The sequence below is a fragment of the Paenibacillus humicus NBRC 102415 genome, from assembly GCF_004000905.1.
Classification (GTDB): Bacteria; Bacillota; Bacilli; order Paenibacillales; family Paenibacillaceae; genus Paenibacillus_O; species Paenibacillus_O humicus.
Window position 1 is genome coordinate 1 of record NZ_BIMD01000025.1, and the last position, 23,657, is coordinate 23,657.

20 protein-coding genes are annotated in these 23,657 nt (G+C 49.7%); 18 read left to right on the forward strand and 2 right to left on the reverse strand.

Features of this window, described 5'->3' with window-relative positions:
- The coding region (locus PHU01S_RS26365) for a hypothetical protein (protein WP_218032458.1) at positions 1 to 372 on the reverse strand (372 nt) is incomplete at its 3' end.
- Positions 373 to 397: 25 nt separating this feature from the next.
- Here PHU01S_RS26365 and PHU01S_RS15335 point away from each other — a divergent pair.
- The 14 genes from PHU01S_RS15335 (at position 398) to PHU01S_RS15400 (ending at position 16,408) form a co-directional block, all read left to right on the forward strand.
- Positions 398 to 1,084, forward strand: a complete 687-nt coding sequence (locus tag PHU01S_RS15335; protein WP_127508270.1) for a putative endonuclease domain-containing protein — start codon at positions 398 to 400, stop codon at positions 1,082 to 1,084.
- A gap of 253 nt (positions 1,085 to 1,337) precedes the next feature.
- Positions 1,338 to 2,966, forward strand: coding sequence for an ABC-F family ATP-binding cassette domain-containing protein (locus PHU01S_RS15340; RefSeq protein WP_127508272.1), 1,629 nt, complete (start codon positions 1,338 to 1,340; stop codon positions 2,964 to 2,966).
- Between the two features lie 237 nt (positions 2,967 to 3,203).
- Positions 3,204 to 4,196, forward strand: coding sequence for a hypothetical protein (locus tag PHU01S_RS15345; protein ID WP_127508274.1), 993 nt, complete (start codon positions 3,204 to 3,206; stop codon positions 4,194 to 4,196).
- 15 nt (positions 4,197 to 4,211) lie between these two features.
- The gene (locus PHU01S_RS15350; protein ID WP_127508276.1) at positions 4,212 to 4,868 is read left to right on the forward strand and encodes a histidine phosphatase family protein; all 657 of its coding nucleotides are present in this window, start codon (positions 4,212 to 4,214) and stop codon (positions 4,866 to 4,868) included.
- Entirely contained in the window at positions 4,846 to 5,292 is a 447-nt protein-coding gene (locus tag PHU01S_RS15355; protein ID WP_127508278.1) for an NUDIX domain-containing protein, read from the forward strand. Before PHU01S_RS15350 ends, PHU01S_RS15355 begins: the two co-directional genes overlap by 23 nt.
- A 10-nt stretch (positions 5,293 to 5,302) precedes the next feature.
- Positions 5,303 to 6,835, forward strand: a complete 1,533-nt coding sequence (locus PHU01S_RS15360) for a class I adenylate-forming enzyme family protein (RefSeq protein ID WP_127508280.1) — start codon at positions 5,303 to 5,305, stop codon at positions 6,833 to 6,835.
- A 3-nt stretch (positions 6,836 to 6,838) separates the two neighbouring features.
- Entirely contained in the window at positions 6,839 to 7,111 is a 273-nt protein-coding gene (locus tag PHU01S_RS15365) for an acyl carrier protein (protein ID WP_127508282.1), read from the forward strand.
- 45 nt (positions 7,112 to 7,156) lie between these two features.
- Positions 7,157 to 8,476: a radical SAM protein gene (locus PHU01S_RS15370; RefSeq protein WP_127508284.1), complete on the forward strand. Its 1,320-nt coding sequence runs from the start codon at positions 7,157 to 7,159 to the stop codon at positions 8,474 to 8,476.
- Positions 8,477 to 8,519: 43 nt separating this feature from the next.
- Positions 8,520 to 10,016: a Gfo/Idh/MocA family oxidoreductase gene (locus PHU01S_RS15375; protein WP_164763081.1), complete on the forward strand. Its 1,497-nt coding sequence runs from the start codon at positions 8,520 to 8,522 to the stop codon at positions 10,014 to 10,016.
- A gap of 14 nt (positions 10,017 to 10,030) precedes the next feature.
- A complete protein-coding gene (locus tag PHU01S_RS15380; RefSeq protein WP_127508289.1) occupies positions 10,031 to 11,326 on the forward strand; it encodes a phenylacetate--CoA ligase family protein in 1,296 nt (431 codons plus the stop codon).
- Between the two features lie 21 nt (positions 11,327 to 11,347).
- Positions 11,348 to 11,815, forward strand: a complete 468-nt coding sequence (locus tag PHU01S_RS15385) for a hypothetical protein (protein ID WP_127508291.1) — start codon at positions 11,348 to 11,350, stop codon at positions 11,813 to 11,815.
- Entirely contained in the window at positions 11,809 to 13,587 is a 1,779-nt protein-coding gene (locus PHU01S_RS15390) for an ABC transporter ATP-binding protein (RefSeq protein WP_127508293.1), read from the forward strand. Before PHU01S_RS15385 ends, PHU01S_RS15390 begins: the two co-directional genes overlap by 7 nt.
- A complete protein-coding gene (locus PHU01S_RS15395) occupies positions 13,584 to 15,344 on the forward strand; it encodes an ABC transporter ATP-binding protein (protein ID WP_127508296.1) in 1,761 nt (586 codons plus the stop codon). Before PHU01S_RS15390 ends, PHU01S_RS15395 begins: the two co-directional genes overlap by 4 nt.
- Before the next feature lie 32 nt (positions 15,345 to 15,376).
- Positions 15,377 to 16,408: an Ldh family oxidoreductase gene (locus tag PHU01S_RS15400; RefSeq protein WP_164763082.1), complete on the forward strand. Its 1,032-nt coding sequence runs from the start codon at positions 15,377 to 15,379 to the stop codon at positions 16,406 to 16,408.
- Positions 16,409 to 16,583: 175 nt separating this feature from the next.
- On the opposite strand, the gene PHU01S_RS15405 is transcribed toward PHU01S_RS15400, so the two are convergent.
- Positions 16,584 to 17,633, reverse strand: coding sequence for a glycoside hydrolase family 53 protein (locus PHU01S_RS15405; protein ID WP_127508300.1), 1,050 nt, complete (start codon positions 17,631 to 17,633; stop codon positions 16,584 to 16,586).
- Between the two features lie 331 nt (positions 17,634 to 17,964).
- Between PHU01S_RS15405 and PHU01S_RS15410 the strand changes: the two genes are divergently transcribed.
- From PHU01S_RS15410 to PHU01S_RS15425, 4 genes are all read left to right on the forward strand, one after another.
- Complete coding sequence (locus PHU01S_RS15410; RefSeq protein WP_246029248.1) at positions 17,965 to 19,692, forward strand: sensor histidine kinase; 1,728 nt, start codon at positions 17,965 to 17,967, stop codon at positions 19,690 to 19,692.
- Positions 19,693 to 19,713: 21 nt separating this feature from the next.
- A complete protein-coding gene (locus tag PHU01S_RS15415) occupies positions 19,714 to 21,291 on the forward strand; it encodes a response regulator (RefSeq protein WP_127508304.1) in 1,578 nt (525 codons plus the stop codon).
- A 182-nt stretch (positions 21,292 to 21,473) separates the two neighbouring features.
- Positions 21,474 to 22,340 carry an ABC transporter permease gene (locus PHU01S_RS15420; RefSeq protein ID WP_127508393.1) on the forward strand — a complete coding sequence of 289 codons (867 nt, stop codon included), beginning with the start codon at positions 21,474 to 21,476 and terminating at the stop codon, positions 22,338 to 22,340.
- A gap of 85 nt (positions 22,341 to 22,425) precedes the next feature.
- A complete protein-coding gene (locus PHU01S_RS15425) occupies positions 22,426 to 23,292 on the forward strand; it encodes a carbohydrate ABC transporter permease (RefSeq protein ID WP_246029250.1) in 867 nt (288 codons plus the stop codon).
- Positions 23,293 to 23,657: the final 365 nt, after the last annotated feature.

The following is a 23,657-nucleotide window of genomic DNA, read 5'->3' on the forward strand; positions in this document are numbered from 1 at the left end:
AGCAGAAAAAACCGTCTTACAAGGAGCTTCTACTGCCGAAGCGGCGAAATAAGCAGAAAAAACCGTCTTACATGGAGCTTCTGAAGCCGAAGCAGCCAAATAAGCAGAAAAAACCGTCTTACACGGAGATTCTGCGACCGAAGCGGCCCAATAAGCAGAAAAAACCGTCTTACACGGAGCTTCAGCGGCCGAAGCAGCGAAATAAGCAGAAAAAACCGTCTTACAATCATCTGCTCGCTTGTCATTCTCCAGTCTGCGGTCTATCATCGGATTAGTGCCGATGAAAACATCAACGAGAAACCATGGATACTTTAGAGCGTGAAGCACACGCCGCTTGCCTCCTTTGGAGCAAGCGGCTTTTTCTATTTTCAAGGACAAGGATGTGTAAAGCTGTAATATGAAGTCATTAACGGAAAGAAATTTTGATACGGATATGAAGGCTTTCATCGCTGATCAGCGGACGTCGGCGAAAGGTCAAAGATTGGAGATGCTGGCAAGGGATCTGCATGGCACGATCAAGCTGCTCCGAACTCTAATCATGCCTGTCTTCGGCTCCTTCGAGGGGTTTCAATTGGAATATGAGTTTGTTAGTCCTGGCGGGTACAAGTATTATGCCGACGTTTACTACGAGCCGATGCGGCTGATTATCGAATGCGACGGTTACGTGCCCCATGTAGAATTAATGACGAGGGAGCGCTTTTCCATGGACCGCCAGCGCTTGAGATGCATGGCTGTTGCCGGTTATCTTTACATGCCTTTCAGCTGGGATGAGCTGGACAAAAAGCCGGATGCATGCCGGGGATCGCTTTTTGAACTACTTGGAAGGCGCGGTCGGGCAAGAGAAGGATTAGAGTCAATAGGTCCTCGTGAGAGGGAATTGCTGAGAAATGCGGCTTATGGGAAGGCATTCAAACTGACCGACGCCTGCCGCTGGCTGCAGGTAGGAAAAGATACGGCGCGCACGGTTCTGCGCAGGATGATGGCGGATGGCTGGATCGTTTCGGAGGGGGAAGGGGTGAGAAGGCATCACGTCTACCGTCTTGGGGAAAAGGGATTAAGGGTTATGACGGGTCGAGTTGACTGACAAGCAAGGAACTTTGAAGGTCTCCCTACAACTCGGGAATTATGCTATACTTAAGAAAGTCTGTCTTGCGGCAGTCTGTATTCTACTGTTCATGAGGCGATTCATACGTGTTTCACTTCTTGGTCACCCACGCCAGAGGTTAAGCACCATTTCCTCTTGGCGCCGAATGCCGCAATTTCCATTGACTTGCACAACACCGTTGACTACAGGCGGCTATCCGCCAAACTATAGATGAAGGACGGGATTCACACCAATGATCAGTACGAGCGGAATATCGCTTCGGTACGGCAAGCGAGCGCTTTTTGAAGACGTCAATATCAAGTTCACGCCGGGCAACTGCTACGGCCTCATCGGAGCGAACGGAGCGGGCAAGTCGACGTTCCTGAAAATCCTCTCCGGCGAGATCGAGCCGAACACGGGCGAGGTCCACATCACCCCGGGCGAGCGCATGGCCGTCCTGAAGCAGAACCATTTCGAATACGACGAAGTGCCGGTTCTCATGACCGTCATCATGGGCCACAAAAAGCTCTATGAAGTCATGAACGAGAAGAACGCCCTGTACGCCAAAGCCGACTTCACCGACGAGGACGGCATGCGCGCGGGCGAGCTCGAAGCCGAGTTCGCGGACATGAACGGCTGGGAAGCCGAATCCGAAGCAGCCGAAATGCTGAACGGCCTCGGCATCACGCCGGACCTGCATGACAAGCTGATGAAGGAGCTGGACGGCAACGCCAAGATCCGCGTCCTGCTCGCGCAAGCGCTGTTCGGCACCCCGAACATCCTGCTGCTCGATGAGCCTACCAACCACTTGGATATGCAGTCCATCGAATGGCTGGAGAAGTTCCTCTCCACGTTCGAAGGCACCGTCATCGTCGTCAGCCATGACCGTCACTTCCTGAACCAGGTATGTACGCATATCGCTGACATCGACTTCGGCAAAGTCCAGATGTACGTAGGCAACTACGACTTCTGGTACGAGTCCAGCCAGCTGGCCCTCGCGCTCCAGCGCGACGCCAACAAGAAGAAGGAAGACAAGGTCAAGGAGCTGCAGGCGTTCATCCAGCGCTTCAGCGCCAACAAGTCCAAGTCCAAGCAGGCGACGAGCCGGAAGAAAATGCTCGATAAGATTACTCTGGACGACATCCGGCCTTCCAGCCGGAAATATCCGTTCATCAACTTCAAGGGCGAGCGCGAAGCCGGCAAGCAGCTTCTGCTGATCGACGGCCTGACCAAGGCGATCGACGGCGAGAAGCTGATCGACAACCTGACGCTGACGGTGAACAAGGGCGACAAGATCGCTTTCGTGGGCCCGAACACCCTGCCGAAGACGGTGTTCTTCCAGCTCATCACCGGCGAGCTGGAGCCTGACGCGGGTTCGTTCCAATGGGGCATTACGACGACCCAAGGATACTTCCCTAAGGACAACTCCAAGTACTTCGACGGCGTCGAGGACAACCTCGTCGATTGGCTGCGCCAGTACTCCAAGGATCAGGACGAATCGTTCATCCGCGGCTTCCTGGGACGCATGCTGTTCTCCGGCGACGAAGCGCTGAAAAAAGCCGACGTCCTCTCCGGAGGAGAGAAGGTCCGCTGCATGCTTTCCAAGATGATGCTTTCGGGCTCCAACGTGCTCATCATGGATGAACCGACCAACCACTTGGACCTCGAGTCCATCACGGCGCTCAACAACGGGCTCATCGACACGGACTGCACCGTCCTGTTCACGTCGCATGACCATCAGTTCGTGCAGACGATCGCCAACCGCATCATCGAGATCACGCCGGGAGGCATCATCGACCGGATGACGACCTACGACGAGTACCTCGAGAACAAAGACATTCAAGCTCTGCGCGACCGCATGTATGGTGTTCAAGGCATCTAGCCGCTTTTTACAATTCCTCTAAAACCGCTATTATCCAGATCTTTTTGAACTGGGGATGGCGGTTTTTTTGATTCGAGCAGGTCCCTACTTGGCTCCGATTTTTACAATTACTAAAAAAATACACCTATTCCGAAATTATGCACCTATATTTTTGACGGGGCAGGAAGTATCATAAATATATTGTATTTCAAGATTTTGGATTATTATCCATAGATAGCAGGGGAGGGGAGGGGTTAGTTGAAATACATATTGGAATTAGGAGAGCCTCTTGTCAGGACTTATCCGCAACATACCAATTTGTTTTCCATACTTAGCCGGAACAGTATCTATCTCGACTGGTTTTACAGCCATTTCGCAGCCTTATCCTGCCCCGAGACATTCCCTAGTGATTTCGATAAAATCGTCAACTATTTCAGCTATGATCAACAATATCCGTTCTATGAAGGCTCTCCGTTCGTAAGCAACTATTCCGAAGACCGTTGTTCTTCAGCACAAATTGTGGACAAGCTGTTGGATCACATCGAACAAGGACGGTATATTGCAGTCTACCTCAATGATTTTTATGTGCCCTACCGGAATTTTTCCGAGGATTATTACCATGATCTCATGATTTATGGCTTTGATAGTTCTGAGGGTCAGTTTGAGGTGTTGGGCTTTGACGGCAGAGGCTACCCATCCCGTCAACAACTGGCTTTTTCCGACCTTATTGAAGCCTATCGCAGCACAAATAACGCCTTAGAAGACAACAAGCTTCCCTTTTATATGAAAAAGGATTGGATCTATGAATTTAACGAAAATGTCTCGATTCCTTTCGATAGGAATCGGTTTCAATTTTTGCTAAAGTGCCATCAAAAATCCCAATCATTTGCTTTCGAGACGGAAGACAACTACATATTCGGAATGAATGTTTACGATTCTTTGCTGGAGCATCTCCAAATGGTCGAAAAACACAGTGTCAAGCTGGATCACAGGGCGTTCTACCTTATTTGGGAGCATAAGAAAATTATGAATGACCGCCTTCGCTATATGTATCTAAACCATTTTGCTGATCATAATCAATCTCTGCTGCATCAAGCTGAGCTCATTTTAAATAAAGCGCAGATCATCCGGAACCTTACAATTAGAGCGAGGGTCGTATCCGGCTCCATCTCCACGATTGCAATTTCAGAAAAATGCAAAGAAATGAGAGAAATGGAAGAACGGTTTATCGAGGATATCATGAAGGCATGAGGAGAGAGGTTGTCTATGGATATTTTGATAGTCAGACACGGAGAGTCGGTTGCTGATATTGAAGAACGAATGGAGGGTCGAGCGAATTATCCTCTTACCGATAAGGGAAGAGGGCAGGCTGTAAGAGCCGCTCAGTGGATAGCTACCCATTTTCAGCCGGTCGCGGTTTTTACGAGTCCGTTAAGTCGTGCTGTCGAATGTGCCGAAATTATCGCCAAAACTGTCGGCATAAAAGTAACTAAAGATGACAATCTTCTTGACTGGAACCATGGCGTGCTTGCGGGTATGCTCCGGTCGGAAGCCGCAACCAAATATCCTGAGGTGCCAGGAGGACGCAAACCGCATGAGGCAATTGAAGGAGGCGAGTCAGACATAGAATTGCGGGCAAGGGCTGAAACTTTCATTTCCAAGCTGCTCCATACTCCAGCCTATCAAGATAAAACCGTACTACTCGTCGCTCATACGATGACGATTAATAAGCTCTTTGATGCTTTCCTCGGATTGCCGATCAGCCGTGGCGGAGTCCGTTTTCATGGACTTGATACTGGAATTCATCATTGGAGGTTTCATGAAGGGTATAAATATATCCTGATGACCAATTCGCAAGAGCATCTTAAGGATGCCAGCTTTATTTCTGGGGAGGCACTTCATGGCGAACTATCCCAATTATAGAATTGCTGTGGGAATTGTCATTTGGCATGAAGGTAAAATATTGTTGACCAAGCGCTCTGGAAATTCCCTCGTGTATCCGAACGTATGGTGTGTTCCGTCCGGCAAAGTCAAATACGAGGAGAAGCCCATCGAGGCTCTTTATCGGGAAGCTAAGGAAGAGACGAACCTGGATGTCGTCTTCCTCGAAGAGCTGGATCAGCGCACTTTCAAGGGCGAAAGTGCTGCGGGGGATATTTTTCGTCTCGTATTCACCTATCTTGTCGTGCCGAAGCCCGGGAGCTTAAGCCACTTATCAATTAATGAAGAGCATTCAGAATATACCTGGGTGTCTAAGGAAGACCTGTCCAACTCCCGTTACTTCTCGATTCATTCCACGCTAAAACGTCTATTGTTTGAATTGTTCGACAAGAGAATTACGGCATAGGAGGTTATTCATGAAGGTAAAGGATCTATTGTTTGGAAGACGAAATGAGGAGCGTGTCGCAATTCAATATAGAGGGATAAATACCTCTTATCGGCAGCTTCATCTATTGGCTGAAAAGAAAGCGGCGATTTTACGAGAACTATCTGACAAAAGTAATTTCGCAGGTATATTCCTTCCCAATTCCTTGGATTTTGCCGTTGCATATTTCGCTTTGTCCTACTTGGACCGGATTATCGTACCAATCAGCGTGCATGCCAAGCAGCCGGAGCTTTTCAGCACCATTAAATATTGCGGTATACGGATTATTCTGACCAATAAAGAATATGGGCAACTGCTCTTCAAGGAACTTAGCAATTCGGATGCAAGCGTTATGATCGTCGATATCGAGACCAATAGTGTGCAGATGGCAGGTCGGAACGAATTGACTTCCTTTCCAACGACGTGCTGCCAATCCCACTTAAATGATGTCGCGGTATTGCTCCATACATCGGGGTCTACAAGCAATCCCAAGCGAGTCATGCTGACACATGATAATCTCTTGGTCAATATCCGCTCAAATGTCGAGTCCCTTCAGCTGACGCAGAAAGATAGGGTGCTCATAGCGCTTCCGATGATTTTTGGCTATTGCCACACGGCGCAGTTCCTTACACATCTTTACCTCGGTGCGGTCATTGTCATTATGGACAGCTTTTTTTTGCCAGGATTGTGGTACAAAACCATCCAGAAAGAAAAAATAACAAACTTTACAGCCGTACCTTCCATGCTTTATATGATTGCGGCTTGGGCCCGCAATCGAATAGTCAACTATGACCTGACATCATTGAGATATATATGCTTTGGTGGAGGAGTCATGCCGGCTGGAAGAATAGCAGAGCTCATGGATATATTCCCTTCCGCCGGAATGGTTCATACCTATGGCCAAACTGAGGCTGGACCGCGGATATCAGCCCTCTTGCCGGTTGATGCCAGGCGTAAGCTGGGCTCTATAGGAAAAGCAATTCCTGGAGTCGAGGTCCAAATTGTAAGCGATTTCGAAGGGGAAGCCGGAATTCGGGAAATAGGGGAGCTTATCGTCCGCGGCACCAACATTATGAAGGGGTACTTTGGTGCTTCCGAGGAAACGGCAAAGGTGCTGAAGAACGGATGGCTGTATACCGGTGATCTTGGCTTTAAAGATGAAGAGGGTTTTTTATATCTTGTGGGAAGAAAGAAAAACATCATTATAAGCCTCGGCATGAACATCTACCCCGAAGAAATTGAAGAAATACTCTTGGACCATCCTGCAGTCAAGGAGGCATGCGTCGAAGGCTACCCAAGTGAATTAATGGGCGAAGGTATTGCTGCAAAAATCGTTATTTACAAAGAAGCTAATTCCGTGAGCGAAAGCGAAATTATTCGCTACTGCATGGAAAGACTATCCTCTTTCAAAGTGCCGCACAGAATAACCCTGGTAAGTGATCTACCTAAAACCCTTACAGGCAAGATTAGACGTAATAGTAATGATAGGGATGCAGAGTTCAACCCCTGTCTAGAGAGGATGTAGACAATGAACGATATAGACCGCAGGTTGAGGAAGCTAATTAGCAATCATGCCAACATAGCGCTGTCGATGGAAGAAATCTCTATCCATTCGAGTTTGACAGATGATTTTGGCTATGATTCCATCAAAATGATCGAACTGATTATAGATACGGAGCTTGAGTTCAATATTCAGATTGATGATGAAGATCTAGATTTTGACATCGTGAAGCGCTATGAAGCTTTTTTGGATCTTGTTTTGTCCAAGACGTCGGATGAAACGATAGGAAATATGTCCTAGCCCGTTCAGGAAAGGAAGTCAGATCAAAATGGGGAGGCAATTCGAATGAACAGGTTATCAAGAAGGCTTCAAAAAATGATTCAAGTAGGCTATTGGCCTGGATTTATCATCGGAATGTACCCCAGCCACTTCGCATATAAGCCAATCGAAGTGGACTTTAGAAGAACGTGGCAGCATGTGAAGGAATTGAATCTGTATGCCCATATTCCTTTTTGCAAATGGAGCTGTTCTTTTTGCACCTTTTTCAAGGTTGTCAAGGATGATGAGGAGTACTACAGGCGATATATGCAGAGATTGAATGAGGAATTTATTTTTTACAACACTTTCTTCGAAGAAAAAGTAAATATCAAATCGATTTGTTTTGGTGGAGGAACTCCTAATACGGTATCCGTTTCGGACTATGAAAAGTTTTTCGATACGCTTGTTAAAAGTAATGTAAGCCTCGATAAGGATCTCGAGCCTTCCATGGAAATTTCGCCTGAAATCATTACCAAGGAGTACATTTCCGATCTATCCAAGATTGGAATAAAAAGACTCAGCCTCGGTGTACAGAGTTTGAAAGGGGAATTGCGAAAAGGAGTTAACCGCGATGAAACTCTCGATATTTTGGGAGTGATCCAGTCCATTCGCGACAACGGGCTTAACGTCAACATTGACCTGATTAATGGCATCATTGGACAAGACAATGATAGTTTCATGGAAACACTGAAAGAAGTTGTCGCGTTTGGTCCTGAAACGATTTCAATTTATCCGCTCTCTGGCAAGAAAAGCAGCATGTTTAAAACGTCCTCGGCTATAATGACTACCAAAGAGAAGTACCAACTGTACGAACTCTATTATGATTATCTCATCCATAACGGATATGACTGCGAATCCCACGTGAAATTCATCAAGAAGAATCAAAACTCCACCCATCAGCAAAAAATTTATGAATATCTAGGGACAGAAACGTTGGGAATCGGCAGTGGGTCCAGATCTTACAGCAATCTGATTCATTATGGGACTTCAAGCTGGGAAGACGCCAAGCTTGTTAAGAAAGCCATTGAAGATTACATGACTAAAGATTTTAGGGAATTGTCGTGGTATGGCTTTGAAATGAATGAGGAAGAAAACAAGCGGCGAACAATTGTATATGCCTGGTTTCTGGGCGTTTTGGATACCGCTGCTTATTATCAAAGATATCATTCCTCGCCGTATGAGGACTTCCCTGAAGAGTTTGAAGCGTTGATCCATAACGACCTCGTCTACACGGAAGGAGATAAAATGCATCTCACGACAAAAGGACGCAAATATACGGATCTTGCCGGCACCATATTCTGGAGCAAAGGAATCCATGAAATGTTTGAAACGGTCCATTATGCCTGAGGACCTGCGAACGACATGAACGGCAAAGGGTGTGAAACTTATCATGGTTGAGGTCCTTTCCAGCTCCCTGCCAAATAAGCGAGAAACGTTACAATTTACGTGGAACAAACCACTTGTACTGGTTGGTCTTGGACTTCATGCAAAAAGAATTTATATGCATTATTTCAAAAAATACAAACTGGCGCCGAAACTCATTGTCGAACTGGAATCACAAAGACAATTGGTTATGGAGTATTTGGAACTACACGGTCTTAATATAGATACTTTGTTTATCGCAGATGAGTGCCGCGATGAAGAAGAGATCTCCGAGTACGACCAGAGAAAACTGCTTAAGCGGATACGAGATCATGGAATCACCCATGCCGTGATCTCAACCGAACCCAAGGCGCATTACGCCTATTTGAAATTTTTTATTAGTAACCGGATTCATACGCTGACAGACAAGCCGATTACTTCGCCGCTCCATGTCAGCACACAGGCTGAAAGTGCTCAACGAATTCTAGAGCAATATGAGCACTTAGCCGCTCTTTACAGGCAAGCTAAAATAGACGGTGTATTGTGTGAGGTTCAATGCCAGAGACGCTGGCATCAAGGATATCTTTATGTCCGTGAGACGCTTCGCGCCTGCTTAGAGAAATTCAAGATTCCGATTACTGGAATAGAAATCTACCATTGCGACGGAATGTGGAACATGCCGGATGAGTTTCTTACGAGGGAGAACCATCCATACAAATACGGATACGGCAAGCTGTTTCACAGCGGTTACCATTTCATTGATCTGATGAGCTGGCTGCTCAAACTCAACTTCAGCTTGGAAGAGAAGGCAGCCGATCACGTCGAGATGTATAGCATGATAACAAGGCCGGACGATTTTATGGAAGCCATCAATCATCAGGATTACCGGCGGATCTTTAAAACGGAAAAATTTACAGAGGTATTCAATGAAAGAGCGAACGGGCGTCTGAGTCAGTTCGGAGAGATTGATTTCTATAGCCTGCTGCAATTTACAAGAAAAGGAAAAGTGATGACAACCTGCAGCCTAAATCTTCTTCAAAACGGATTCTCGCGGAGAGCCTGGACAGAGCTTCCTAGCGATACATATAAATCGAACGGAAGAGTGCGTCATGAACGGGCTAACATTCAGGTTGGTCCGTTGATGAACATTCAGGTACATAGTTATCAATCGAAGCAAATTCAAGATAGATGTTGGGATAAGGATAATCTAACGGGATCTCTGGAGCATTTTGAAATCTATATATTTCGCAATACCGATATCATCGGTGGAAAGCCCTTCGAGAAAATTACTATAGATGATTTGTCATGCCCTTCTAATAATGAATTATTCATCGGTTTCAACGAACAATCCCGCGAAACTTGCTTGCTTGAATTCCTTAGCGGTCAGAACAGACATTCCGATTTGTTGGATCATGAATTGTCCATCAAAATTTTGTCGAATGCATATAAATCCATATGCAGCCGCAATAGCGGGGGGACACCAACCGTAACATTTCCATTGGATGAGCATTTAAAGTGTCAATAGCTGGAGGAATGAGAATGAAGCAAAATCTTGCTGTTCGGAATGAAGCTAACGTTATTTTTTTTGAACACAGAAAACAGCAAATTTACGAAATGTATAGAAATTGCATTGAAAATGTTCCTTTTTATAGGAATAGATGGAATTTGGTTTTAGCCGAGAATCAATTCAATTACGACAGCTTTACGGCAGCGGTGCCTATATTGGAGAAGAACGAGGCAAAGCAATTTACGGATATGCTTATATCAGACCGGTACAGAAAAGAGGAATTGCTCGTTGATATCACCAGCGGTACGGAAGGCACGCCGCTAATCTGCTATAAATCCAAAGAAGAGAGAATTCGCTGCTCAAATGCATTATGGAAAAAGCGGAGGGAATGGTTGCGGGATCTTTCGCCCGGCGACAAATTTGCGAGATTCTACACGTTCCGAAGCGGAGAGGACAAATCACTTATTATCAACTCCGTTATCTATAAGGGCAACGATATTCATATCCCTCTGAATGATATGAGCTCGTCCAAGCTTTCGGAATATTGGGCTCACATCGTGGCCTTCCAACCACGCTGGATGCATGGACCTCCAACCGCGATTGCAAGGCTGGCTCTTCATATCAATCAAATGGAACTTCCATTTCATCAGATGGAATTTATTGAATTAAATGGAGAGATAGTAACCAAAGATCAGTTAAGACTTATCCAAGAAAGTTTTCGCTGTAAGGTTGCAAACCATTATGGTTCCAGGGAATTCTGGGCGCTTGGATTCAGCTGTGAGGTGGATGGACATCTTCATGCATTGGACAGATCGGTATTCATCGAGACGAGATACAACGCCAATTTTCAAACGAACGAGATTCTTGTCACCTCACTGACGAATAAAGCCTGGCCTCTTGTTAGGTATAGGCTAGGGGATATGGCCGATCTGCATCATCCTGAAGACTTGAATTGCGGAGCCAAAGAACCATTTACCCTAAACATGCACGGAGGTAGACGAGCGGATTATTTTACACTTCAAGGGGGCCTAATGATTAACGCCATCCTTTTCTCGGGCATCGCTCGAGCTGTCAGCGGCATGCAGGGGAAATCAGCGGTATCCCAATATCAGGCCATTAAAGAATCCAATAATTTGCTGACGATAAAGTTATGCCTCAATAAGGAAAGCCTGCTTGACGAAGAAGCGCTTGTCGGTCGTTTCGATGAGGAATTACGGAAGATAATAGGAAGCGAAATCAAAATCTGTTATGAAATTGTCGATGTCATAAATCCGGATGTGCGCACAGGGAAATGCAGAGATTTTATTGACTTGACCCTTCAGTTATAGGATCAAAGGTGGTTTTCGGACGTGTCGGAAAAATCTTTAAAACGAAAAGGGTTCTATTATACCGTCCAGACTCCATTTGTCTCTTTATTGGTCGTTTTGACGACTGTCTGCGCGGTTGCGCTCCTGGTCAATATCTCTTCGATAGATCGTGTATATACCGATATGGGTGGCGAAGTCTCTTACAATCAAGGGGAGATTGTCGTTCAATTTAATGCGCACAAGTCGGTTGCAGACGAGCTGTCCATAGGACAAAAGATAGGCTGGGACACGGAGCGAGGAAAGAGTAGATACAATGCAGTGATTATGAAAAAGACGGCGGGATCTGATGAACTCGTATATGTTCTGGCTATCGAGCTTAAAGGAGAAAAGGGTCTTCCCGCCGACGCTCGGAACTCTGTGGGGCATGAAAAGGTCTACGTCAGGGCCTTGGCCGGCAAAGAAAAAGTGTTGGATAAGTTCATGGAGAGCAAGCAGGAGGACACATGGTAAATGAGATTGTGGAAAAGGGAGAAGTCGAAAGTTCACAGGTGGCTACTTGGATATGGAGTTTTGCCAAGCCTTATCGATGGTCCTTTATCAATCTGTTTGCTTGTGTCCTCATAACTTCCTTTATTGGCATGCTCTACCCCTATATCTTCGGCATGCTCATTGACGAGGTTTTTTATAATGGCAACATGGATTTCTTTGTCATCATTATCCTTGTATATGGCTTGATTTTTTCAGGGGAGCAGGCCTTGCATTTTATTTTGAATTTGACATGGTCCTATCTATCGACACGATTTCTTTTCGATATCCGAAAAAAATTATACGAGAAAATTCTTCGTATGCCGGCGTTTTATTTAGACAAGGCGAAGACCGGGGATTTAACGATCCGGATCAATCAGGATTCCGAGCTAGTCTTAAAACTGGTCCACAGCAATATATTCGGAACGTTCGCGGATTCGATTCGTTTGACTATGGCTATCGCAATGGTGACGTTCATTCAGCCGAAGCTGGCTTTGTTAATGGTCATTACGACGCCGATTGTCGTGTATATATCCCGCTTTTTCGCTGGGAAGCTTAAAGGGTTTACTCAAAAAGAAAGATCAGCATATGGAAACAGCTCAAGCTGGTTGTTCGATTTGCTGGACGGAATGGTCCAGATTCGAGCGATGTCCGGACAGAGGCCGGTTTACAAACGATTTACCGGTCTCTGGTTCAATCTGACTCGGATTCGGAACGTTTCCAAAATGATTCAAGTAAGTGCCGAACGGGCTAATTCCTTGGTGCTTTTAGCTGTCGGAACCTCCTTGAACATTTTAGCCGCATTTTTTGTTGTGCGAGGAAATCTGACCGTTGGAGAGTTTGTCGCTGTAATCGATTATTTTGCGGTCTGCTCGAACCGCTTAAAAGGAATTAGTGATACTGTTCTGAAGGCTAAGCAAAACATGGTCTCGATCCGCAAGGTATTTTCCTTGCTACAGTATGATGAGGAAAGAGATGCATCAACTGCGTTAGATTTGAAGGTCGAGCATGGGAAAATCCTATTCAACGATGTTGTCTTTGGCTACAGCAGCAATGAAAAGGTGTTGAAAGGCTTAAAACTGGAAATAAATCCCTGCGAGAAGATTGCGTTAATCGGAAAGAGCGGCGCAGGAAAGAGCACGCTGATCCATCTTTTGCTTCGACTGTATGAGGTGACAGAGGGATCTATTCAAATAGACGGTCAGGATATAAGGGACTGCAAGTTGCGCTCCTTGAGAAAAAGCATAGGCGTTGTGCAACAGGAGGCAATCCTTTTCGACGGAACGATCCGAGAAAATTTTGAAAGAGGCATGCCGGGATGCACGGATGATCAAATTTGGGCCGCATGCGAGAAGGCGTTTATAAGTCCTTTTATTCGGGAACTGCCCAAACAGCTGGATACGCTTATCGGTTCGGAAGGAATCGGGCTTTCCGGCGGTCAAAAGCAACGAATATCCATGGCGCGAATATTTTTGAAGGATCCTGCCATTATTGTTTTTGATGAAAGCACATCCGCTCTTGATTATGAAGCCGAGGAAATCATCCGACATTCGTGGAAGGAGCTTTGCAAGGGTAGAACGGCCATCATCATCGCGCATCGCCTTTCTACTTTCCTGGATTCTGATCGTGTTGCCGTTCTACAAGACGGTCTTATATCTCATTGCGACCATCACAGCAAATTGGTTGAGAGCTCTGCCCATTACCGGAGCTTGTTTCAGGAACAGTATGGGAGCGAACAGAAAGGAGCCGTGGGATGAAAATTTATCTTGGGGATCGGAAAATTGTTCTTGACCGGTTATCTCCTTTCTTTTCTCCTCATTTGGGCAAGATTGCTTTGCTCAGTTTTTTGAAGGGGGCTTTGCTGATTCTTGGTCTTGCGGCTCCCTACCTTTTCAAGATTTTGGTAGACGATGTCATGATTGGAAAAAATCTGCAGATGCTTGCACGGATCTGTGCGGGGTATGCCGGCATTTACGTTTTAGAGACCGCGTTTATATTCAGCCAAGTCTACGTAGGCAACCTGCTGTTCGGGAAAATCTTGTTTGATTTTCGTCGAAATGTACTGAACCATTACTTGCAAATGCCGCTTAAGAAATACCAGGGCTATAACCCCGGAGACCTGAAAAACAGAATCGATCGGGATGCTGACGTCGTTGAAACCTTTCTGGGGCAGCAAATCATTGAATACTACTTTAATTATCTCTTGGTCGCCATTATCGGCTTGATTCTGATCGTCCTGAATTGGAAGCTTGCCGTGTTCGCCTTTCTTATGGTTCCGCTCTCGTTCTGGATGAACCGTTGGCTGAGCAAAGGTGTCAGAAACAGTTCAGAGGCTTACCGATCTTTGTGGGGGCGCTACGAGAACTGGCTAAGGAGCAGTATTCAGAGCTGGAAGGAAATCAAAGCACTGACGACTGAAAAACGCGAAACCCGAATATTTACGAATTATTGGCATCAACTAAGTAATTATTTTTTTATGAAGCAAATCTACGCCTGTAGCAATATGACTTTCATTTCCTTCAAAAATTTCTTTATTACCCGCATGAACCTGTATTTTGTCGGTGGTCTATTTATTCTTCACGGAAATTTAACAATTGGAAGCTTGCTCATTTTTATGAAATACTTCGAGCAAATGTTTAATTCCATCACTGCTATCAACCAGTTGGATGTTCAAATGGCAGGTGACATACCTGCCATCACGCGAGTTCTTGAGGTTGTGAATGTTCAGATTCCGCGGACTAGGTTGGGCAATTGCAAGCTGCTTTCATTTAAATGCGATCTGCAGCTGCATGACGTTTCATTCCGTTATGAATCCTCGAACCGGCATGCTCTCCATGGGATTTCCCTCCGTATTCGGCCAAAGGAAAGAATAGCGATTGTCGGAAAAAGCGGTTCCGGAAAAAGCACGCTTGCTAAACTGGTTACCGGAATTTATTCTCCTGAACAAGGAAGGGTAACAGTCGACGGATATGATATGAAGCAAATCGACCCTGTTGACCTACATCGAATGATAGGCATCGTCATGCAGGATAGCGTATTGTTTGACATGACGATAAAGGAAAATCTTTTGCTTGCTCAGCCTTCTGCTACGGACGATGAAATGATGCATGCGTGCACCCGGGCTTGTTTAAGCGACTTCATTCATAGTCTGCCCGAAGGTCTCGATGCAAAAATCGGTGAGAAGGGTGTCCAGCTATCAGGTGGACAAAAACAACGGCTTGCCATTGCCAGGGTGCTTCTGACCAACCCTCGGATCATTATTTTTGACGAGTCAACTTCTTCACTGGACCACGATTCGGAGAGGATGATCCATCAAGCCATTGAACGCGTAGCCGAAGATGCGACAGTGATCGTAATTGCGCATCGGCTTTCTTCCATCTTGGCCTCTGACAGGGTAATTGTTTTAGATAACGGGAAAGTGGTCGGGGACGGAAATCATGGTAGACTTCTCGGATCCAACCCAGCATACGATGTTCTATTCAAGGGGCAACATGATACATCAAATGTTTCCTAAGGCACCTCGTACATGAAAGGATGAACGAACCGTTGACAAAACGCAGAGGCGATTTCGATTCCGTCATCAAAGTACAAACGAAAGAGCTGCGACAGAATCTTTTAGCGCTGATGCATGGGAACGGAATTGAGCATAAAGTCGCCGCTTGTATTTTGGAAAACTTGATGGATACCGAACTGAGAGGCCATAGTTCCCATGGTCTAATTCAGATTCCCGTTATATTAGACAAATTGAAAGCAGGCCTAATATCGGGCAAGGCAAATTACAGAATCATTTCCGATCATGGAGCGGTTTGTATGGTAGACGGACTGTGTGGCATGGGCTACTATATCGCAAACATAGCCATGGAGAGATGTATAAATAAAGCATGTGAGTTCGGTATTGGCATCGTTACCGTGAAAAACTCCTCCCATTTTGGCTCAGCGGGTTATTACACCTCCCTAGCCGTGCGAAAAGGATTGGTAGCCGTCAGCATGTCCAACTCTAGGCCGCTTGTTGCACCGAGCGGAAGCAGGAGAGCTATCCTCGGTACAAATCCAATCAGTATAGGATTTCCAAGAAATCTGGAAAACGGAGATAGATTTTTGCTGGACATGTCAACAAGCGTGGTGTCCCATAATACGGTTAAGCAATATGCAAACAATCAAGAAGCCGTGCCATCGGGCTGGGGAATTGATAGAACCGGTCATCCTACGACGGATCCGAAAAAAATTTTAGATGGCGGAGCGTTGTTGCCAATAGAGGCGGCAGGGGGAGCCTATAAAGGATTAGGCTTGTCCATTGCGATCGAATTGTTCTGCGCGCTCCTGTCGGGGGGACTTGCAAGCGTCGAAATGGAAAGGGACGATACAAGCAGTTGTCATACTTTCATGGTCATCAATCCTGATTTTTTTGTCGGTGTAGAGGCTCTTATCCAACACTGCTCCTATATTTTTCAATGTTATGAAGAAGAAGAGAGCTTTTATACGCCAGGATCAAAACTACCTCATGATTCCGGCGAGATCACCTTGTCGACGGCTGTTTATGACTCCATTTTTTCGACACTCCAAGATTTTAAGCCTTAACGATTGCCTGATGAGACGAAACATTAATCGCGAAGAGGAGGTTAAGGTGATGCGCGAGTGCATGTATGTCGCAGGGTAGGTGTCCAGCAACCGAAACCGCTGTTTTACGGATCAATCGGTCCGTAGAACAGCGGTTTCGGTTGCTGATAGATTTAATAAATCCGGTTTCAATTGCTCAGTTCAAGAACCCCTCCAAAGCGACCGTCGGCTTGCCGTCCGCCTGCCAGGCTCCCAGGTTGTAGCCGGAGTTGTAGCCCGGAGTCGCCTGAGGCTCCCAGTAGAAGACGCCGAGGCCTTTGCCGCCTGCGATATTCCTTACTTTCGTCTTGATGTCGGAGATGAAGCTCTTGGAGGCGGCCGCCTGGCTGTAATCCATGCCGATCTCGGAGATGATGACGCTCTTGCCGTAGCGGCTGATCATGTCATTGGCGTTGGCGATCGTCTGGTTGACCTTGGTCTGCCAGTCCGAGGCGGTTGGATACAGCGACATGCCGATGATGTCGAAGGACGCTCCGTTGCTCACCAGCCCGCCGATATTCCAGACAAAGAGCGAGTTGTCGTAGCCGTTGGAGAGATGGACGATGGTCTTGGCGGAGGGGAAGATGCTCTTGACGGCGTTGTTGCCTGTATTGACGAGCCAGGCGTAGTTTTTCATGCTGACGGACGCCTTGCCGTCCTCCCAGAGCATGCCGTTGTTCGTCTCGTTGCCGATCTGCACCCAGTCCGGCGTCACTCCCTTAGCCTTCATCGTGTTCATCACATAGACCGTATGGGACCAGACCGCATCCATCAGCTGCTGAAAGGTGAAGGAGGACCAGGCCGCCGGCTTGGTCTGCTTGCCGGGATCGGCCCAGGAGTCGCAGTAATGAAGCGTCAGCATGACGCTCATCCCTTGAGCCTTGGCGCGGGCGGCCAGGGCGGCCGCTTTGTCCGCGTTCATATACCCATTGCCGTAGTCGCTCATGTTCGGATTGACCCAGACCCGGATGCGGACAGAATTGAGTCCGTAATCCTTTTTCAGGATGTCGAGGATATCCCTCGTCGTTCCGTTTTTATCCTTCCACTTGTAGCCTTGCGCTTCCATGCCCGCCACCCAGCTGATATCTGCGCCCTTGGCGAAGGTGGGAGCAGCCTCGACCACTCCGCCCTCGGCAGACAGCGGAGAGAGCAGCATCATTGCCGTCAGCAGCAGAGCCAGCAGGCCTCTGGATTTCCATTTCTTCATGTACATCTCCTCCTTTTGATGGGTTCAATTCTTTGTTTGAACATTTTCCGTTGATCCAGCACCCTCCTTCAGCTCGATTGTAAACGCTATCAATAAGAGCTGTAAGTTGAGGTAGGCAATGATTTCTTAGCCTCAATCAACGATCTTACCTGAGGCGCGGGGAGGATGGACGACCACGGGGAGCACGTGGATGATGAGCCGCCAGCGATGATCTGGAGAAAGTGGAAAAGGTATAAGAAAGCGTTGTCTCGCTCCATAGGCAATGCTGTTGTCCCAAGGTACAATGGGGTATTGGACGGAGGCTGAGGGTCCAGCAGGAGGCTTGAATGTGATGCGTGGAAAGAAAAGGTATATTCCCTATTCCTATAAAATGATGATTCCCTATCTGCTGCTCGTCCTGCTCACGGATGCGCTGATCGGGACGATCTCCTATCGGATGCTGGTGGAGTCCCGAACCGAGATCGCCCAGACGAATATCCGGGCGGCGATGAAGCAGACGAGGAGCAGCATGCAGTATCAGATGGAGGAGATCACCCGGATCTCCGACTCGTTGTTCGGGAGCGTGCCTTTTCAGAAGGCTCTGCAGAAGCGCGGCGACGATCTGCACGCCTATCTGACGATGCTCGACGAGATCGTGCCCCAGCTGAGAGCCCCTCTGCAGCTGTTCGGCAGCGACCTGCGGATCATCCTCTATACCGTCAATCCGGATCTGTATGAAATCGACGGCGACGATCTGAACCGCCCCATCAAAGGCAGCGATTATTACGTCCTATCGGCGGATCGGATCGCGGACAGCCCTTGGATACGCCAAGTCAGCGAAGCGGTAGGTTCCAAGTGGATGCAGGTCGACAGCGACGCTTCTCTCGACAATCTGTCCCATTTGACGAGGCTGATCTCCTACAACGACTACCAGACGGTCATTGGCTATATCCGCATCACGGCGTCGCTGGACGAGCTGCTGGGCCAGTTCGAGGCGCTTCCTGCGGAGAAGGGCATCACGCTGAGGATGCTGGATGACGCCACGGGAGGGGTCACCTACCAGAGAGGACAGCCGGCTGCTGACGATGGAGACTATCTGGAGCTCAATGAAGGCATTCCAGGCACGGGATACTCCCTGCAGGCGCTCGTATCGGAGGCTTATCTGCGGGAGGATGCCAAGAGGCTCGGCATGCTCATCGTGGGCGTCTGCGCCGCGAGCTTTGCCGTCATGGCGCTCATCGGCCTGCTGGTGGCGAGGCTCTCGGGACGCAAGATGCGCAAGATCGTGACGCTGCTGCAATCCTTTCAGGACGGCAGCTTCGAGAAGCGGATCCGCTTCGGCGGCAGCGACGAATTCGTGCAGATCGCGGAGGCCTTCAACTCCATGGCGGAGCATATCAAGGAGCTGATCAACAGCGTCTACATGCAGGGACAGAGCCGCAAGCAGGCGGAGCTGGAGGCGCTGCAGGCGCAGATCAATCCCCATTTCCTCTACAACACGCTCTCGACGATCAGCAGCCTGGCCAACATGGGGCAGACGAGGGAAGTGACCGAGATGGTGAAGGGGCTGTCGAGATTCTACCGCCTGTCGCTCAATGGGGGACAAGCCAGCCTTTCCCTAGGAGAGGAGCTGGAGCAGATCCAGACCTACCTGGACATCCAGAGGGTAAAGTATGCGGACTCCTTCACGGTATATACCGACATTGAGGCCGGCATCAGCGAGCTGCGGGTAATGAAGCTGATCCTCCAGCCTTTCGTCGAGAATATCTTCAAGCATGCTTGGTTCGGGGATTCCATCGGCATCGTCATCACGGCCTGCCGCAGCGGAGGCATGCTGGAGATCAAGGTCATCGACAACGGAATCGGCATGACGGAGGCGACCAAGCGCGGCATCGAATCGGGAGAACTGAGGAGTGACGGCGGCTACGGAATCCGCAATGTAGACGAGCGGATCAAGCTGCGCTACGGCAGTGAATATGGAGCCGAGGTGTTCAGCATCTACGGAGGCGGCACGACCGCGCGGATCAGGCTCCCTATCAATGATAAAGGAATTAGCGATGAGCGGAACAGCAGCGGATGAGAAGGCGAGGAGGGTGGCAGCATGACAAACGCAATTCAGGTTCTTCTCGTGGACGATGAAAAGGTCGATCTGGAATGGCTGAGGCGCCGCGTCGCCGCAAGCGGACTTCCGGTTGAGATCGCAGGCACGGCGAACAGCGGATTTGCCGCTCTGGAGCTGCTGGAGGGGAAGCCGGTCGATCTGATTCTCTCCGATATCCGGATGCCTATCATGTCTGGAGTGGATTTCGCCCGGAGGGCGAGGGAGGCGGTCCCCGGCGTGAAAATCGTCTTTATCAGCGGATATGAGGACTTTCAATACGCCAAGCAAGCTCTGGAGCTCGGAGCATCCGGCTATCTGCTCAAGCCAGTGGACGACGGCGAGCTGCTGGGCATGCTGGCCGGCCAATGCGCCTCCATCGAGCGGGAGCGGCAGGACAGCCGGAGCGTCACGGAGACGGTCACGCTCGCGTCGCAGGAGCTGATGCTCCGCTGGCTCAGCGGCGATGCGGCGCCTTGGCTGGAGGGACATCTGCGTCCCTCTATCGCCTCTGCCCTGCCTGCGCAGGCATCGGCGGCTCTCATCGAGGTGGATGATATCGAGTGGAAGACGAGCCAGCTGCGGGCGGAGCAGCGCGATGCGCTGATGGAAGGCATCCGGGCTCATATCGCCTCATTCATCCAGCGCATGAGGATGGGACTGCTGCTCCCCGGCCTGCCGGGAGGCAGGACGCTGCTGCTCCGCGCAGATGGCGGCCAGCAGGACGGCTCGGAGCTGCAGCAGCTCGTCGATAGCGTAGCCGCGGTTTTCCCGCTCACAGTCACGATCGGCTGCGGCACAACTGTGGACACCTGGGAGCAGCTGCCGGCCTCGTACCGGGAAGCCGAGGCGGCGCTGAGCGCCAAGTGGCTGCTCGGCAAGAACCGGGTCATCACGGAAGCCGCCGTGCCGGCAGGACAGGAGGCGGCGGAGGTGCAGCTGGATCGGACGGTCGGGGAGATGCTGCAGGCAATCCTGAGCTATGACCTGGTCTGCATCGACAACGGACTGATGGAGCTGTTCGGCAAGCATAGCCAGCTGCGCCGGAGCGATGCCTACCATCTGATCATCCGCATGACCTCCAAGCTCCATGCCGATCTGCAGGCGATGAATGAGAATCTGTACGAGCTGCTGCGCTGGGAGAGCCATGAGCCTGCCATGCTGTTCCAGTTCGAGACGGTCGTCGACGTGCTCTCCTGGCTGCGCAAGCGTCTCTTTGAGCTGTCCGAGCTGCTGCTGGTCAAGAGCCGCAGGCAGAACCGCAAGCTCATCCAGGCCATCATCGCCTATGTCGACGAGCGGCTGGAGCAGCGGGTGACGCTCAAGGAGACGGCGGCGCGCTTCAACTTCACTCCCAACTATCTGGGCCATCTGTTCAAGGAGGAGACCGGCCAGACGTTCAGCGAGCTGCTGCTGGAGCGCAAGCTGGCCCGCATCTGCGGCCTGCTGCAGGACCCTTCTCTCAAGATCTACGAGATCGCGGACCGCATGGGCTACAAGAATATCGTTTATTTCAACCGCCAGTTCAAGCTGTCGACCGGCATGTCGCCGGGGGAATACCGCAAGCAGCAACAGATCTGAGCCGCCGCATGCGGCTTCCAGCTCGGCTCCCAACATCGTGGAAATAGTATCGGTTTTAGTTGTTCCCCGCACTGACAGGCTCTCGGTCCGAAGTCCTATACTTGGTTCATGAGGACATCGAGAGGAGTGGAGACACATTGAATTTTTGGAGCGACGTCCTTAAATACCGGACGCTGCTGCTGATGCTGCTGCCGGGCGTCCTGTTCTTCCTGCTGTTCGCTTATATTCCGATGGCTGGAGTCGTCCTGGCGTTCAAGCAGTTCAACTATGCCGGCGGCGTATTTGGAAGTCCGTGGAACGGCCTGGACAACTTCCGCTTTTTCTTCCAGTCCGGCGACGCCTGGCGGGTGACCCGCAACACGGCGCTGTACAACATTGCGTTCATTATTGTGAACAACCTGCTGCAGATCGCAGCCGCCATCCTGCTGTTCGAGGCGGCCCGGCCGTGGTTCCGCAAGATTTTCCAGACGATGCTGTTCCTGCCCTACTTCATCTCCTGGGTCGTGGTCGGGGCGATCGCCTACAATCTGTTCAACTATGATTACGGGACGGTCAACGTGCTGCTGAAGGCGATGGGCATGCAGCCACAGGACGTATACAACACGGCATCCTACTGGCCGCTGCTGCTGGTGCTCATCTCGGCCTGGAAGGCGCTCGGCTACGGCTCGGTCATGTATCTGGCCGCCATCACCGGCATGGACCGGGAAATGTACGAGGCGGCGGAGATCGACGGGGCGAACATCTTCCAGCGGATGAGGCATATCACCATTCCGAACCTGTACCCGACGGTGATTATCCTCGTACTGCTGGCGGTCGGCAACATCTTCCGCGGCGACTTCGGCATGTTCTACAACATGGTCGGCAACAACGGGATCCTGTTCTCGTCCACGGATGTCATCGACACCTATGTATTCCGCTCCCTGACGACGAACAACGATATCGGCATGTCCTCCGCAGCAGGCTTCTACCAATCCATTCTGGGCTTTGTCACGATCCTGCTGGCCAACTACGCCGTGCGCCGATACGACAAAGACCGGGCGCTGTTCTAAGGAGGTCATGAACTTGCCAACTCAAACCCAAGCAACCACAGCCGCCTCGGCTGGAAGAGGCCGGAGCAGAGCCCTCAAGGGAGATCTGCTGCTGTTCCAGATCATCGGCTACTCCGTCCTGACCGTCCTGGCGGCGGCATGCCTGCTGCCCTTCCTGCTGGTCCTGTCAGCCTCGCTCTCGAGCGAGAGCTCCATCATCGAGAACGGCTTTCAGCTGTTCCCCACGGCCTTCTCGGGCGAGGCCTACCGGCTCTTGTTCACCTACCCGGAGCAGATGCTCCGCGCCTACGGGGTGACGATCGGAGTGACGGCGATCGGCACGCTGCTGGGACTGTTCCTGACGTCGATGACCGCCTATGTGCTCTCGCGCAAGGACTTCAAGTGGCGCGGCTCCTTCTCGTTCTTCTTCTTCTTCACGACGCTCTTCAGCGGCGGCCTCGTGCCCTGGTACCTGCTCGTCGTCAACTACCTGCATCTCAAGGACACGCTCATCGTGCTCATCGTGCCGATGCTGCTCAACGTGTTCTACATCATCGTCATGAAGTCGTTCATGAACGGCATCCCGGAGGCGATCGTGGAGTCGGCCAAGATAGACGGGGCAGGCGACTTCCTCATTTACGCCCGGCTGATCCTGCCGCTGGCCAAGCCGGCGCTGGCGACGATCGGACTGTTCATCGCGCTGGGCTACTGGAACGACTGGTACAATGCGCTGCTGTTCATTTCGAGCAAGAACCTCATGCCGCTGCAGTACTATCTGTACAAGATGCTGGGCAACATGGACGGCATGCGCAAGGCGCTGATCAGCTCCGGCGCGGTGGTGAACACGAGCCTTCCGACGGAGAGCCTCAAGATGGCGATGACGGTCGTGGCGATCGGCCCGATTCTGCTCGCTTATCCGTTCATCCAGCGCTATTTCGTGCAGGGGCTGACGATCGGGTCGGTGAAGGGCTGACTCCAATGTGGCAATGCGGCAATGGGGCAGATCAAGTACTCCGAAAAACGAATGTGGCAATGGGGCAATGCGGCAAACCAAATACTCCGAAAAACGAATGGCTCTTCCAATCGCTGTTGAAGTCCGGATTTCTTGATTTCTATCCCCTTAATGGGGAAATCCGGCCTTCAAATGCGAACGCTCCGCTTTTCCAGAGCTCATTCGCCTTTCTACGTATTATCCGCCTGCACGAAGCTCCGTCTTCTTTTACTCGGAGGGAGAAGCCTGGTTAGCTTCGCTTTGCCAGAAGTTTCGTCCATCTACGTATTATCCGCCTGCACGAAGCTCCGCCTCCTTTACTAGGAGGGAGAAACCCTGGACAGCTT